Source organism: Pseudomonas protegens, from assembly GCF_013407925.2.
In the GTDB taxonomy this organism is placed as follows: Bacteria; Pseudomonadota; Gammaproteobacteria; order Pseudomonadales; family Pseudomonadaceae; genus Aquipseudomonas; species Aquipseudomonas fluorescens_AP.
The window spans coordinates 1,199,358-1,213,599 of the sequence record NZ_CP060201.1 but is presented as its reverse complement, the minus strand read 5'-3'; the positions used below and the strand labels follow the sequence as shown (position 1 = coordinate 1,213,599).

The window sequence follows — 14,242 nt, the reverse complement described above, 5'->3', positions numbered from 1 at the left end:
CAAGGAACCATCTTCATGACCGATGCCATCCGTTACGAAAAGGGCCAGGACCAGATCGTGGTCCTGACCATCGATATGCCGGGCCAGAGCGCCAACACCATGAACGCGGTGTACCGCGAGGCCATGGCCGGTGTCGTGGCGCGTCTGCAGGCCGAGCAGCAATCGATTGCCGGGGTGATCATCACCTCGGCGAAAAAGACCTTCTTTGCCGGCGGCGACCTCAATGAGCTGATCAAGGTCGGCAAGCCGCAAGCCAAGGCCTTCTATGACATGGTGCTGGCCCTCAAGGGCCAGTTGCGCGCGCTGGAAACCCTGGGTAAACCGGTGGTCGCGGCTATCAATGGTGCTGCCCTGGGCGGCGGCTGGGAAATCTGCCTGGCCTGCCATCATCGGGTGGCCCTGGATGATCAATCGCTACAGATCGGCCTGCCGGAAGTCACCCTGGGCCTGTTGCCCGGTGGCGGCGGGGTGGTGCGCATGGTGCGCCTGCTGGGCCTGGAAAAGGCGTTGCCGTATCTGCTGGAAGGCAAGAAAGTGCGTCCGCAGCAGGCGCTGCAAGCTGGTCTGATCGATGCCCTGGCGACGGACCGTGACGACCTGCTGGCCCAGGCTCGGGCCTGGATCCTGGCCAATCCGGCGGCCCAGCAGCCCTGGGATGCGCGCGGTTATCAGATACCGGGCGGCACGCCGGCCAACCCGAAAGTGGCGCAGATGCTGGCCATTGCCCCGTCGATTCTGCGGGCCAAGACCCAGGGCTGCTTCCCCGCGCCGGAAAAGATCCTGTGCGCCGCGGTCGAAGGCGCCCAGGTGGATTTCGCTACCGCGCAACTGATCGAGACGCGCTACTTCACCGAGCTGGCCACCGGCCAGGTGGCGAAGAACATGATCGGCACCTTCTGGTTCCAGCTCAATGAAATCAATGCCGGTGGCTCGCGTCCTCAGGGCATCGCGCCGCAGACCACGAACAAACTCGGGGTGCTGGGGGCCGGGATGATGGGGGCGGGGATTGCCTACGTCAGCGCGGTGGCGGGCATCGAGGTGGTGCTCAAGGACATCAGTGTCGAGGCGGCCGAGAAGGGCAAGGCCCACTCGGCGGCGCTGCTGGAGAAAAAGCTGGCGCGCGGGCAACTGAGCCGCGAGCAGCGTGAGGCGATCCTGGCGCGAATCCGTACCACCGCCGAGGACGCCGACCTGGCCGGTTGCGACCTGATCATCGAGGCGGTGTTCGAGGATCGCGAGCTCAAGGCCAAGGTGTCCCGGGCCGCGCAGCAGGTGGTCGGCGATGAGGCGGTGATCGCATCCAACACTTCGACCCTGCCCATCACCGGGCTGGCCACGGCGGTGCCGAATCCGGATAAGTTCATCGGCCTGCACTTCTTCAGCCCGGTGGACAAGATGCCCCTGGTGGAAATCATCAAGGGCGCGCAGACCAGCGATGCAACCCTGGCCCGTGGGTTCGACTTCGTGCTGCAGATCAACAAGACCCCGATCGTGGTCAACGACAGTCGCGGTTTCTTCACCTCCCGGGTGTTCGGCACCTTCACCAACGAAGGCATCGCCATGCTCGGCGAAGGCATTGCGGCGCCGTTGATCGAAACCGAGGCGCGCAAGGCCGGGATGCCTGTGGGGCCGCTGGCGATTTCCGATGAAGTCTCCCTGAGCCTGATGAGCCACATCCGTCAGCAGACCGCCAAGGACCTGCGGGCTGAAGGCAAGGCGCCTGTCGAGCATCCGGCGTTTGCCGTGATCGACCAGTTGCTCAATGACTGCAAGCGAGCGGGCAAGGCCGCCGGCGGTGGTTTCTACGAATACCCGGCCGGTGGCCAGAAGCACTTGTGGCCGCAGTTGCACTCGCGCTTCTATCGCGCCGATGGGCAGATCTCGCCCCAGGACGTGCGCGACCGCCTGCTGTTCATTCAGGCCATCGAAACCGTGCGTTGCCTGGAGGAGGGGGTATTGCAGTCCACGGCGGACGCCAATATCGGCTCGATCTTCGGCATCGGTTTCGCCGCCTGGAGCGGCGGTGCCCTGCAGTTCATCAACCAGTACGGGGTGAAGGATTTCGTCGCCCGGGCGCAGTATCTGGCGCAGCAATACGGTGAGCGATTCGCCCCGCCGACCCTGCTCCTGGAGAAGGCTCGCCAGGGGCAGTTGTTCTGAGGTTGACCGGTAGCCAATGAGTGGTCCCGGGGCTTGCCTTGCCGTGGTATTTCAAGGCAGGCTCTGGGCTGTTCATTATTGCCATCACCTTGTCAGGAATTTTTTATGTCGCTACGCATCTGCATTCTTGAAACCGATATCCTGCGTCCCGAACTGGTCGATCAATATCAGGGTTACGGGCAGATGTTCCAGCGCCTGTTTTCCCAGCAACCCATTGCTGCGCAGTTCAGCGTCTACAACGTGGTGCAGGGCGATTACCCCAGCGACGAGCTGGAGTTCGACGCTTACCTGGTGACTGGCAGCAAGGCCGACTCCTTCGGCACCGACCCCTGGATTCAAACCCTCAAGACCTATCTGCTGGGCCGCTACGAGCGTGGTGACAAGCTGCTGGGCATCTGCTTCGGCCATCAGTTGCTGGCGCTTTTGCTGGGGGGCAAGAGCGAGCGGGCGAGTCAGGGCTGGGGCGTGGGCACCCATAGCTACAAGCTGGCCGCCAAGGCGCCGTGGATGAGCCCGGTGGTGGAGGAGTTGACGCTGTTGATCAGCCACCAGGATCAGGTCACCGCGCTACCGGAGAACGCCACAGTGATCGCCTCCAGCGATTTCTGCCCCTATGCTGCCTATCACATCAATGACCAGGTGCTGTGTTTCCAGGGGCACCCTGAGTTCATCCACGACTACTCCCGGGCGCTGCTGGATCTGCGCCAGGAGTTTCTTGGCGAGAAGATCTACCAGAAGGGCCTGGCCAGTCTCGAACACGAGCACCACGGCACCACCGTTGCGGAATGGATGATGCGCTTCGTCGCCCACAAACCCGAAGCCGCATGACCTTGCCGGGGCCCTGGCGTTCGCGCCCAGGGCCCATTGCCCTAGAGCCAGCCGGAACGCTTGAAGCTGGCCCACAGGCTGATACAGCCCACGCTGATGAAACCCAGCACGCCGAAGTAGCCGTAGTGCCAGCTCAGCTCCGGCATGTTCTGGAAGTTCATCCCGTAAATCCCCGCCACCGCGGTGGGAAACGCCAGGATCGCCGCCCAGGCGGCGAACTTGCGCTGCACGATGCTTTGCCGTGAAGCCTCCAGCAGCACGCCGATCTCGATGGTCTGGCTGGCGATGTCGCGCAGGGTCGACAAATCTTCCATCTGCCGGGTGACGTGAATCTGCACGTCACGGAAATACGGCCGCATGTTCTTGTCGATGAACGGAAAGCTGAGTTTCTGCAGCTCCTCGCTGATCTCCACCATGGGCGCGACGTAGCGGCGCAGACGCAGCACGTCGCGGCGCAGGCCGTGGAGGTTCTGGATATCCCGCTCGTTCAGCGAATTGCACAGGACGTTGCGTTCCAGTTCGTCGATCTCGCCGTGGATGGCTTCACTGACCGGCTGGTAGTTCTCGGTGACGAAATCCAGCAGCGCATACAGGACGAAGTCCTCGCCGTGCTCCAGCAGCAGGGGGCGCGCCTCGCAACGCTGGCGTACATAGCCATAGGAGGCCGAGTGGCCGTTGCGCGCGGTGATGATGTAGCCCTTGCCGGCAAAGATGTGGGTTTCGATGAACTCCAGCTTGCCCTCGGTGCGCACCGGTGAATAAGTGACGATGAACAAGGCGTCGCCAAAGGTTTCCAGCTTGGGGCGGCTGTGCTTCTCCAGCGCGTCTTCAATGGCCAGTTCATGCAGGTTGAACTGGCGTTGCAGATTGGCCAGTTCGTGAGCATTGGGCTCCTCCAGGCCGATCCACACGAAGTGGCCGGGTTTCGCGGCCCAGGCAGCCCCTTCGTCAAGGCTGATATCGGTGACTTTCTTTCCGCCGCTGTACACGGCGGCAGCAACAACTCTACCCATGGCTCTGCTTCACTTCTTCTTATCAATGGGGCGGTTACAAATCAGCAGCTTAGCCTGCAATGCAGCATCAGAGTCACTGCCGGAGCTGGAGTTCGCAGACAAATCAAAGCCCGCACGGGGCGGGCTTGCAGGCATCGGGGGCGGGCTTGCGGTTCAGGCGGCTTGCAGTTGGCGATCCATGTGGGCGATGCATTCGCGCATCTGCTCGCGACACTGGGCGATCAGACGCGGCATGTCGTCCATGGTCAGCCCGGCGGTGGGAATCGCCGGCAGCGAACGGATCAGGATCTGGCCGCTGTTCCAGCGGTTCAGGCGCATGTGCTTGATGTAGCTGCTGACACACACCGGCACGATCGGCACGCCAGCGGCGATGGCCATCTGGAACGCCCCCTTCTTGAACGGCAGCAGATCCTCGCCGAGGTTGCGAGTGCCTTCGGGGAACACCCAGATCGAGGTGTCCTTGTGCTGCAGCGTATGGGTGGTGGTGAGCATGGATCGCCGCGCCTTGTGCGGGTTGCCGCGATCGATCAGGACATTGCCCGCCAGCCAGAACAGCTGGCCGAACAGCGGCACCCATTTCAGGCTCTTCTTGCCGATGCACACCGTGCGTCGTGGCACCACGTTGCCGAACACGAACAAATCGTAATTGGACTGGTGGTTGGCGATGATCACGCAGCTTTCAGGCTTGTCCATCAACGGCCCGACTTCGGCCTTGACCCGCAGGCGCAGGATGCACATGGCCGGCCAGGCGTAGAGGCGGGCGCACAGGCGACTGTTGTCCGGGTTGAATGGGCGGCACAGTCCAAGCAGCAGGCCCAGGCTTCCGGCAAGGATAAAGTGCAGGCCCATCAGCGACATACGAAACAGATACAGCATCAAAACGGCCCACCGGGGACAAAAGGTGGCGCAGTGTACGGATGTGCACTGTTTTCGGCAATTGCCGCTCTCAGCCAGGAGATGGGCGATGTTTAAGTACATGTTTCCGCAAACCGCTGTCAGCGGCGCTGCAGAGGCCTTTGGCTGTTCATTTCCGCCAGGCAAGAAAAAGCCCGACACACAGGTCGGGCCGATTCATTCGACACAGGCGAGTCAGCCCATGTGTTCCTGGTCGAGGATGATGGCGTTGTCGAGGGTGTCCAGCAGAGCCTTGCGCACCTTCAGCTTGGTGTTCTTGTGGGCCAGCATGTTGATCTTCTTCAACTGGCGTGCCGCAGCCAGGGCTGCGCCTTGCAGTTCCTCGGCGCTCACCACCTTGTCGAGGAAGCCGGCATCCACCGCGCCTTGCGGGTCAAACATCTCGCCGTTGATCACCGAACGATGGAAGGCCGAACGCCGCAGACGGTCGCGGGCCAGCTCGATGCCGGCGTGATGCATGGTCATGCCGATCTGCACTTCGTTCAGACCGATGCTGAAGGGACCGTCCACACCGATACGGTAATCCGCCGACAACAGCAGGAAGGCGCCCTTGGCCACCGCGTGACCCGGGCAGGCAACGATCACCGGGAACGGGTGGGACAGCAGGCGGCGGGCCAGGGTCGAGCCTTGGGTTACCAGCGCCACGGCTTCTTTGGGGCCGGCTGTCATCACCTTCAGGTCGTAACCGCCGGAGAGAATGCCCGGCTGACCGGTGATGATCACCACTGCGCGATCGGCGGTGGCCTGATCCAGCGCGGCGTTGAAAGCGGCAATCACGTCCGGGGAGATGGCATTGACCTTGCCATTGCTCAAGGTCAGGGTCGCGATACCGTCTTCGAGATGGTATGAAATCAACTCACTCATGACGCAATTCCTTGTATTGAAGTGCAGCAGAAGTTACCCACCACGACCGATCTGGTAAAGCGCCGTGACTGACTGATGAGTCAGGCACAAGGCCGGGTATCGGCCTGCACGGCGCTGCCGGCCATGCCTGCTTTCTTCTATATAGCGCGAGGCAAGGCTGAAGAATGGCCGGTTTGCCGTGTTGCCGCTGGGGCCGAGCCCCCTGCCACGACGGATCGATCTTAAGCGCATGAAAATTCTGAAAAAAAAGTTTGCCATCTGAAAAGCTATCGACTACATTAGCGCGCCTCGACAGACTGAATCGGTTTGACGAGACACGGTGAAGTGTCCGAGTGGCTTAAGGAGCACGCCTGGAAAGTGTGTATACAGGAAACTGTATCGAGAGTTCGAATCTCTCCTTCACCGCCACATTCGATGTACAGAAAACCCCTGGTTTCCCCGAGAAACCAGGGGTTTTTTGCATTCTGGCCCTGTCCACGGCGCCTGTTGTGGCCCGTGCGTGCCGGCTTGATCAGGCCCTGTGGCCGTTGACGATTTCTGTGAGTCTCGTCGACAGGCTCTGCCGCTGCTCCGGTTGGACGCGAAAGAGTGTCCTGGATCAGCTTTCCTCTCGGTGCCTTGGCCGCTCGTCGGTGTCTGGCGGTTTTGAACGGCAGGTCGACAAATGACTGTCTAGTCTGATCTGCCGTGACGGTCAGTATTTTCCAGGCAATCAGGAGCTTGCCGGTACTGATCGGTTGTTGGAGGGAGCTGGAAGATGAGGAGTCTTGCCTATATCGAAGACAACGGGGATGAGTTCCCAATCAACAACTTGGTGCGTTGTGGTCAGGCCGCATTTGAAGTGGAAGATCAATCCCGGGTCAGCGTGAGTAACAGGAAAAAAACTGCACCGCTGCCGGTCGCCAGTAATACGATGTTTTTTCCCAAGGCATTGCCGAAGAGAAAATAATAGTCAGTTATGAGAGCCCCGCCAGATGCGGGGCTTTTTATTGTCCGCGGATTATCAAGGGCAGTATTTGGAATAACGGCCGTTGCAACGGGGGCGGGTGGACGCTCTGCTCAGGGCGCGACGTTGCCAAGAGGGTGGGGCGCGGATGCTTTTTTCCTCGAGCCAGGCGGCTGCTCCTGAGCGGTCTGCTGCCAGTATTAAGTGGGGCCAATGGTATTGCAGGTCAGGGGCATGTTCCTGTGGTGAGATAGTTTGTGTATTAAGTTTTTTATTGATTTTGAGTAGCCGTATTAATTGTTTCTCGCCAGTGCGAAGAGGTTGTTAAAGAAGGTTCTTTTGTAATTTGGGAATCTTCTTATCTCAATTGGCTATAACTGACGATATGTTCCTTATCCCGATTAAAGCGGGGCTGTGCATCCAGCGATGATGCCTTTATATGAAAAGCGATAAGGAAATAAACGTGAAAGCTATTTTCAAACTCCTCGCCCTCTCCACTCTTGTAGCCGCTGCCACTGGTTGCACCAGCTACAACATCAGCCAGCCATCTTCGCCCATCGACAGTCAGGTCAAGGCTGACTTGAAGGCCGACGTGGCAGTGGGTGAGGCGATCTCGGGTCAGTCCTCGGTGAACATCCTGTTTGGCTTCCTGCAGTTTGGTGGCGATAGCCAGTTTGCTGACGGTGTGGCTTATGGCGGTGATGGTGGTGGTGCGCTGGGCGGCCTGGGCTTTGACCCGGTCAGCTCGGTCAAGTCCGCAGCAGCCTACAAGGCTGTCAAATCGTCGGGCGCAGACCTGATCGTTGCTCCGCGTTATGAAGTGAACGAAGAAAACTACTTTGTCTTCAAGAAAGTCTCGGTCACGGTCAAAGGCAATAAAGGCAGCATCCGCAGCATTCGTTGATTTTTGCTGCACATGAGCGTCTCGGGTGGAGGCCGGATCGTTGCAGCGGCAGTTTTCCAAGGGTTGCTGGCTGCCGGTCTGGCCTGAACATCTTCAGTCTGGTGAGCTGAAGATGCCTCGGGATTTGGTGAGGCAAAGGATCTGTCAGTGTTGCTCCCATTGGCAGTGTCTTTTCACAGAATCTTCACATCTGCCTGAGTACGCTCAAGCCATCCGTTAAACGCAATACCCCTAGCCCGTTCCCCAGCGGGCTTTTTTTTGCGCGGTGATAAAACTCTTTTAAAATCAGCTGTCCAAGCCACCGGAGAGCAACCCGGTGTTGCCGTGACGCCGCTTCTGGAGCGGGGCGGCGCTGGTCTTACAAGTCGGTTCCACAGTCTTTTTTTGAGGTTCAAGTCATGCGTTCAACTTTACCTGCCCTGGTTGTGGGACTTCTGCTGGCTCAAGGCGCAATGGCCGGTGACGGCACCGCAGCCATCGGTGGTGGCCTGGGCGGCGCGCTGGGCAACGTAGTCGGACAGCAGCTCGGTGGCAGCACCGGGGCAGCCATTGGTGCGGGCGTGGCCGGGGCGGCCGGCAGTGCGGCAGGTGCGCGAAAAGGCAGCCGGGCCAAAGCGGCGATTGGCGGCGGTCTGGGCTCGGCAGGCGGTTCGCTGATCGGCAATCGCCTGGGCGGCAGCACCGGCTCCACCGTGGGCGCCGGTATCGGCGGCGCGGCGGGCGGAGCCCTGGGCAGCAGCATGGGCCACAAGAAGCGTCATTGATCGTCGCGGTCTGCAAAGAAACCCGGCCATGCGCCGGGTTTTTTGTGCGCGCAGTTCCAGGCTTCACCATACTCAAGGGTGCCAGCCCCGATGTTCCAGGAGACGATTATGCCCCGCGAGACTCCAGGCACTACCCCGCCACCCGCCGCAGAACCGCAGGTGATCAATGACCCGGGCAACGAAGATCCGGGCTCCTTGATGGACGATGCACAAGTGCCGTTGCAAGAGGCGCCCCAAGTGCAGGAGGACCAATCCACGGACGATGCCTGATGCATCCCCCTCGACCTTGGCCATGCCCCTTGGTTGCTCCTGACCCAGCCCCGCCGCTATGCTGCTGAACCCTTTAATTGACGCGTTGCCAAGAACACGGGCCGTATCTGAGCCGCTCTCTGGAATGTACTTTTGCTAACGGATCCGATGCGATGAATGCACAGTTGAACGATTTGGGGCCGATCAAGGCGGTGATTTTCGATATGGATGGCCTGCTTCTCGACACCGAGGGCATCTACACCGAGATCACCCAGTTGATCGCCGAGCGTTATGGCCGCACCTACGACTGGACCATCAAGCAGAACATCATCGGTCGCGGGACCGCTGATCTGGCGCGCTATGTGGTGCAGGCCCTGGACCTGCCCATCAGCGCCGAGGAGTTCCTGGTCATGCGCGAGCCATTGATGCGTGAGCGCTTTCCCCGCGCCGAAGCCATGCCGGGCGCCCAGCAACTGGTGCGCCACCTGAAGGACCACCGGATCCCGATTGCGGTGGGCACCAGTTCGTCGCAGATGTCCTTTGGCGAGAAAACCACGCGTCATGGCGACTGGTTCGCACTGTTCGACACCATCGTCACCGCCGATGATCCGGAAGTGACCGCGGCCAAGCCGGCGCCGGACATCTTCCTCACCGCCGCCCGACGCCTCGGCGTGGCGCCGCAGGAGTGCCTGGTATTCGAGGATTCGCCGTTTGGCGTGACCGCTGCCAGGGCCGCGGGCATGAGCGTGATCGCGGTTCCCGATCCGGCCATGGCCGATGCCAAGTTTGCCCATGCCGACAGGATTCTGCGTTCGCTCAAGGGCTTTGAGCCTGCGACCTGCGGATTGCCCCATCTGATCTGGGACTGAGCGGGTGGGCGCGGTGTTGGCTTGTTGGAAGGAAGGCATTGCCAGGCTTTTGCCAGCCGCAGGCAGTGATTCCAGGAGCCGGGCCACCTGATACGGGTGGCCCGGCTTTTTTCTGCCCGCGGTCTTCAGGCGCTGAAACCACCGTCGATGGTCAAGCTGGCGCCGGTGATGTAGGCCGCTTCAGGGCCGGCCAGGTAGGCCACGAAACCGGCGATCTCTTCGGCGCGGCCATAGCGGCGCACGGCCATCAGCTCCAGCAGGCTTTCGGCAAAGGCGCCGTCGGCCGGGTTCATGTCGGTGTCCACCGGGCCGGGCTGAACGTTGTTGATGGTGATGCCTCGTGGTCCCAGGTCCCGTGCCAGGCCTTTGGTCAGGCCCACCAGCGCGGCCTTGCTCATGGCGTAGGGGCCGCCACCGGCGAAGGGCATGCGCTCGGCATTGGTGCTGCCGATATTGATGATGCGTCCGCCTTCGCCCATGTGCCGGGCCGCCTCCTGGGTGGCGATGAACACACTGCGTATGTTGATGGCCAGGGTCTGGTCAAAGTCTTCCAGCTTGAACTCGTCCAGCGGCGCCATTGCCAGCACGCCGGCATTGTTGACCAGGATGTCGAGGCGGCCGAAGGCCTGGGCGGTACGTTGCACGGCTTCCCGAAGGGCGTCGGCATCGGCGCTGTCGGCCTGGATCGCCAGGGCCTTGCCGCCCTTGGCGATGATGCTGTCCTGCAGGGCCTGGGCCTTGCTCGCGGAGCTGACATAGGTGAAAGCGACGCTGGCGCCTTCGGCGGCCAGGCGCTCGACGATGGCGGCGCCGATGCCGCGGGAACCGCCTTGGATCAAGGCCACTTTGCCGCTGAGGTTGTGCTTGCTCATGTGCTTCTCCAGAGATTCAAGGCCGGGTTGCCTTGTGCTTGGCGTCGAGTATCGACGGCTGATTGGCGGCTGTGTAGCGGGTAATTCCTATACTCTGTGTAAACCAAAAGTATGGAATGGCCAGTAATGGAAGCTTTCGGCAGTATCGAATGTTTTGTCCGCAGCGCTGAAGTCGGCAGTTTTGCCGAGGCGGCGCGACGCCTGGGATTGACCCCGGCCGCGGTGGGCAAAAGCGTAGCCAAGCTGGAGGCGCGGGTGGGCGTGCGTTTGTTCCAGCGCAGTACCCGGCGTTTGACCCTGACCGAGGCCGGACGCTTGTTCCTGGCGGAAGTCAGCGACAGCCTGCAGACCATCCAGAACGCCGTGAGCAGCCTGTCCACCGTCCAGGGGCGCCCGGCAGGCACGCTCAAGGTCAGCATGGGAACGGTATTCGGCTGTTTTTACATCGTGCCGATGCTCGCCAGCTTCCTGCAGCGTTACCCGGACATCCAGCCGGACTGGCATTTCGACAATCGCCAGGTGGACCTGATCGGCCAGGGCTTCGATGCCGCCATCGGTGGCGGTTTCGAGTTGCCGCAAGGGGTGGTCGCCCGGCGCCTGGCACCGGCCCATCGGGTGCTGGTGGCCAGCCCGGCCTATCTCGCGGGGCGGGCGCCGATCCATGATCCTCAGGACCTGCAGCACTGCCGGGGGATCCTGATCCGTTCTCCGCAGACCGGCCGCATCCGTCCCTGGCAACTGACTGGCCGAGCAGGCGGCGTGCGCCCTTTGGAGCTCAAGGCCAGCATGACCATGAGCGATTCCGAGGCGGCCTGCGTGGCGGCCGCCCAGGACTTGGGGTTGGCCCTGGTAAGTATGCCGTTTGCCATCAACTACCTGCGTTTCGGCGCGCTGCAACGGGTCTTGCCGGATTGGTACGTCGACGACGGCTACACCTCGATCTACTACGCCGAGCACAAGATGCTCCCGGGCAAGACCCGGGCCTTTGTCGACTTCGTCATCGAGCAGTTCGCCGAACAGCGCCTGGCGCAAACCTTCAGCGCCCTGTAGGCGCCGGCTGGCCGGCGAACCCGGCAGTTGCCTGACTCAGCGCCCTGAGCGCAGCGGCCAGCCAAGCACCTTTTTCGGCCGTGGCGTCGCGTAGGTGCGCACCTTCGAGGTGGACAGCCCCAGGCGTACCAGCGATTCGGCGATGGTCACCGCCGCCGTGACCCCATCCACCACCGGCACCCCGGTACGCTGGCGTATCTGTTCATCCAGCCCGGCCATGCCGCCACAGCCCAGGCAGATCACTTCGGCCTTGTCCTGGGTCACCGCCAGCTCGGCCTGGCGCACGATGGATTCCACCGCCCGCAGTGGGTCCTCCTCCAGTTCCAGCACCGCCAGGCCGCTGGCTCGCACCGAGGCGCAGCGCTCATAGAGGCCGGACAGCTTGAGCCGGTCCTCGATCAGCGGCACGGTGCGATCCAGGGTGGTCACCACCGAGTAGGCGTGGCCGAGGAACATCGCGGTGCTGGCGGCGGCGTCGGTGATGTCCACCACCGGTACATTCAGCAGCTCCTGCAGGCCTTCGCGACCGTGCTCGCCATAACCGGCCTGGATCACCGCGTCATAGGGCTGGTCGTAGGCCAGCACCCGATCCATGACGGCGATCGCCGCCAGGTAGCTTTCGAAGTTGCCTTCCACCGATTCGGCGCCGAAGTAGGGGGTCAAACCGACGATTTCCGTACCCGGCGCCGCCACGCTTTGTGCCTGGCGGGCGATGGCCTGGGTGATGGAGTCGGTGGTGTTGACGTTGACCACGAGAATGCGCATGGGGGTTCCTTGCAGGTTGGGCAGTTCAAGGCCCGGCGCGCCGGGCCGTTCAGGTTCAATGACTGAGGTTGTCCACGGCGATGGATTCGCCGCTGACATCGGCGTAACCGGGCTGGCGCTTGGCGATGATCAGGTACAGCAGGCCGGCGATGCCGGCGCCGATCAGCCAGGAAAACGGCGAGACGCTGGCAAAGCCCGGCACCAGGGCCAGCACGATGGCAATCAGCGCCGCCGGCACGAAGGCCGCCACCGCCCGCAGATTGACCCCGCGGCTGTAGAAGTACGCGCCTTGCGGGTCTTCGCTGTACAGCTGCGGCACGTGGATCCGGGCTTTGCGCAGGATCCAGTAGTCCACCATGATCACCCCGTACAGCGGGCCGAGCAGGGCGCCGAGGCCGGAGAGGAAGTACACGATCACCAGCGGGCTGTTGTACAGGTTCCACGGCAGGATCAGCACCGCCAGCGCCGCGCTGATCAGCCCGGCGCGGCGGAAGGTCAGGTACTTGGGCGCCAGGTTGCTGAGGACGAAGGCCGGGGCGACGAAGTTGGCCATGATGTTCACCGCCACGGTGACGATCAGGAAGGCCAGGCAACCCAGCACCAGGAACAGGGTGTTGGGGATCGAGGCGATGATCTGGGTCGGGCTTTCGATGACCTGGCCGTTGATCTGGAACTGCGCGCCGCACAGCAGCACGGTGATGGTGGCGAACACCAGGATGTTCACCGGCAGGCCCCAGAAGTTGCCGACCTTGATGGTCTTGCGGCACGGCGAGGAGCGGGCGAAGTCGCAGAAGTTGAGAATCAGCGTGCCGTAGATCGCCAGCCACAATGCGCCGCCGGCGAAGATCTGCCGCCACATTTCGCCGCCGGTCAAAGGTTCGCGGATCGACCAGGCAATCTGCCCGTCGGCCTGGGTGTACATCCACCCGGCGAGGCAGGCCACGGTCAGCAGAATGATCGGCCCGGCGAAGGCTTCGTAGCGGCGGATCATCTCCATGCCGTAGGCGAGGATCACCAGTTGCACCAGCCAGATCACCACGAAACAGGCCCAGCCCAGGCTCGACAGGCCGAGGATCGAGTCGTGGTCGTAATCGGCGAACCCCGGATGAATGGCCGTGAGCAACACGCGAAATACCACCGAGGCCAGGTAGGTCTGGATGCCGAACCAGGCAATGGCGATCACCGCGCGGATCAGCGCCGGAATCTGCGCACCGTGGATGCCGAAGCTGATGCGGCTGATTACCGGGAACGGCACCCCGGTCTTCTGCCCCATGTAGCCGGACAGGTTCATGAAGAAGTACACCAGCGCCGCGCCTATTCCCAGGGACAGGAGGATCTGCCAGCCACCCAGGCCCAGGGCGTAGAGGCCGATGGCAAAGGAGTAGTTGGCGATGTTGTGCACATCGTTGGTCCACAGGGCGAAGATGCTGTAGCCGCCCCAGCGCCGGCCATCGACCCTGGTCGGCGCCAGGTCGCGGTTGTGCAGGCGCGGGCTGAGGATGACGCTGTTCGGGTCGGTTGCGGCGATGGGCGGTTGCAAGTGGTGCGAGTGCGGCGAGGAGGGCAGATCCAGTGCGATGTTGTTGGAAGGGCTGGTGTGCATTCCGGCGGCTCCTGATTCCGGCCCCGGATGACTGTGCTTGAGCGCAAGGCTCGACAATCTTCGTCGCAGGGGAGGAATCACTGGGTTCGGGGCATCTGCAGCTTGAGTCATGGATCAGGCGTGCGGACGGTTAGTGTATGTATGTTTTGCTGTTTTTGTATACAAAACATAGATCGACTAAAGCCACTTCTGTGCCAATTCCGGAGCTATGAAATTGGCTGCTGATTTCGTTTTGTTATGAGTTGTCCCTAACTGTATGAAACGGCGGGATTAAAAATTGACCGTTTGAACAGGTATTTATTTTTCGGCACGCGCGATGGGCTGCCGCATGAATATTGACGGTAGAAAGGGCTGTCACCTTTTGGGGCGAAAGGCGCTGAAAGTGCACACAAAAATGGCACCGTTGGTGACATTCGTGTGTACACATTGTGCGTGCGGGT

The 14,242-nt window shown here is 61.7% G+C and carries 14 protein-coding genes and 1 tRNA gene; 9 read left to right on the top strand and 6 right to left on the bottom strand.

Features of this window, described 5'->3' with window-relative positions:
- The first annotated feature begins 15 nt into the window (after nt 1-15).
- On the top strand, nt 16-2,160 hold the full coding sequence (locus GGI48_RS05610) for a 3-hydroxyacyl-CoA dehydrogenase NAD-binding domain-containing protein (protein WP_179597408.1): 2,145 nt from the start codon (nt 16-18) through the stop codon (nt 2,158-2,160).
- A 105-nt stretch (nt 2,161-2,265) separates the two neighbouring features.
- Nucleotides 2,266-2,988 carry an amidotransferase gene (locus tag GGI48_RS05605; protein ID WP_016964995.1) on the top strand — a complete coding sequence of 241 codons (723 nt, stop codon included), beginning with the start codon at nt 2,266-2,268 and terminating at the stop codon, nt 2,986-2,988.
- A 41-nt stretch (nt 2,989-3,029) separates the two neighbouring features.
- Here the strand turns inward: GGI48_RS05605 and GGI48_RS05600 are convergent, their stop codons facing one another.
- From GGI48_RS05600 to GGI48_RS05590, 3 genes are all read right to left on the bottom strand, one after another.
- Entirely contained in the window at nt 3,030-4,001 is a 972-nt protein-coding gene (locus GGI48_RS05600) for a magnesium and cobalt transport protein CorA (protein ID WP_016964996.1), read from the bottom strand.
- A 153-nt stretch (nt 4,002-4,154) separates the two neighbouring features.
- Nucleotides 4,155-4,877 carry a lysophospholipid acyltransferase family protein gene (locus tag GGI48_RS05595; protein WP_016964997.1) on the bottom strand — a complete coding sequence of 241 codons (723 nt, stop codon included), beginning with the start codon at nt 4,875-4,877 and terminating at the stop codon, nt 4,155-4,157.
- A gap of 213 nt (nt 4,878-5,090) precedes the next feature.
- Nucleotides 5,091-5,780 (bottom strand): crotonase/enoyl-CoA hydratase family protein, encoded by a 690-nt coding sequence (locus GGI48_RS05590; RefSeq protein ID WP_016964998.1) that lies wholly within the window; start codon nt 5,778-5,780, stop codon nt 5,091-5,093.
- Nucleotides 5,781-6,098: 318 nt separating this feature from the next.
- Between GGI48_RS05590 and GGI48_RS05585 the strand changes: the two genes are divergently transcribed.
- The 6 genes from GGI48_RS05585 (at nt 6,099) to GGI48_RS05560 (ending at nt 9,512) form a co-directional block, all read left to right on the top strand.
- Nucleotides 6,099-6,188: transfer RNA gene (locus GGI48_RS05585), tRNA-Ser, on the top strand.
- 349 nt (nt 6,189-6,537) lie between these two features.
- Complete coding sequence (locus tag GGI48_RS05580; RefSeq protein ID WP_016964335.1) at nt 6,538-6,729, top strand: hypothetical protein; 192 nt, start codon at nt 6,538-6,540, stop codon at nt 6,727-6,729.
- 460 nt (nt 6,730-7,189) lie between these two features.
- A complete protein-coding gene (locus GGI48_RS05575; protein ID WP_016964336.1) occupies nt 7,190-7,630 on the top strand; it encodes a hypothetical protein in 441 nt (146 codons plus the stop codon).
- Nucleotides 7,631-8,028: 398 nt separating this feature from the next.
- Nucleotides 8,029-8,394: a glycine zipper domain-containing protein gene (locus GGI48_RS05570; RefSeq protein WP_047302868.1), complete on the top strand. Its 366-nt coding sequence runs from the start codon at nt 8,029-8,031 to the stop codon at nt 8,392-8,394.
- Nucleotides 8,395-8,502: 108 nt separating this feature from the next.
- Nucleotides 8,503-8,664: a hypothetical protein gene (locus GGI48_RS05565; protein ID WP_179597406.1), complete on the top strand. Its 162-nt coding sequence runs from the start codon at nt 8,503-8,505 to the stop codon at nt 8,662-8,664.
- Nucleotides 8,665-8,816: 152 nt separating this feature from the next.
- Nucleotides 8,817-9,512, top strand: a complete 696-nt coding sequence (locus tag GGI48_RS05560; protein WP_179597404.1) for an HAD-IA family hydrolase — start codon at nt 8,817-8,819, stop codon at nt 9,510-9,512.
- Nucleotides 9,513-9,637: 125 nt separating this feature from the next.
- Here the strand turns inward: GGI48_RS05560 and GGI48_RS05555 are convergent, their stop codons facing one another.
- Nucleotides 9,638-10,384, bottom strand: coding sequence for a 3-oxoacyl-ACP reductase family protein (locus tag GGI48_RS05555; RefSeq protein ID WP_179597401.1), 747 nt, complete (start codon nt 10,382-10,384; stop codon nt 9,638-9,640).
- A 126-nt stretch (nt 10,385-10,510) separates the two neighbouring features.
- On the opposite strand from GGI48_RS05555, the gene GGI48_RS05550 reads away from it, so the two are divergent.
- Nucleotides 10,511-11,434: a LysR family transcriptional regulator gene (locus tag GGI48_RS05550; RefSeq protein WP_179597398.1), complete on the top strand. Its 924-nt coding sequence runs from the start codon at nt 10,511-10,513 to the stop codon at nt 11,432-11,434.
- A gap of 36 nt (nt 11,435-11,470) precedes the next feature.
- Here GGI48_RS05550 and GGI48_RS05545 read toward each other — a convergent pair whose 3' ends face one another.
- Together GGI48_RS05545 and GGI48_RS05540 are read right to left on the bottom strand one after the other, a co-directional pair.
- On the bottom strand, nt 11,471-12,199 hold the full coding sequence (locus GGI48_RS05545; RefSeq protein WP_016964340.1) for an aspartate/glutamate racemase family protein: 729 nt from the start codon (nt 12,197-12,199) through the stop codon (nt 11,471-11,473).
- Nucleotides 12,200-12,254: 55 nt separating this feature from the next.
- Nucleotides 12,255-13,802 carry an NCS1 family nucleobase:cation symporter-1 gene (locus GGI48_RS05540; protein WP_179597396.1) on the bottom strand — a complete coding sequence of 516 codons (1,548 nt, stop codon included), beginning with the start codon at nt 13,800-13,802 and terminating at the stop codon, nt 12,255-12,257.
- Between the last annotated feature and the right edge of the window lie 440 nt (nt 13,803-14,242).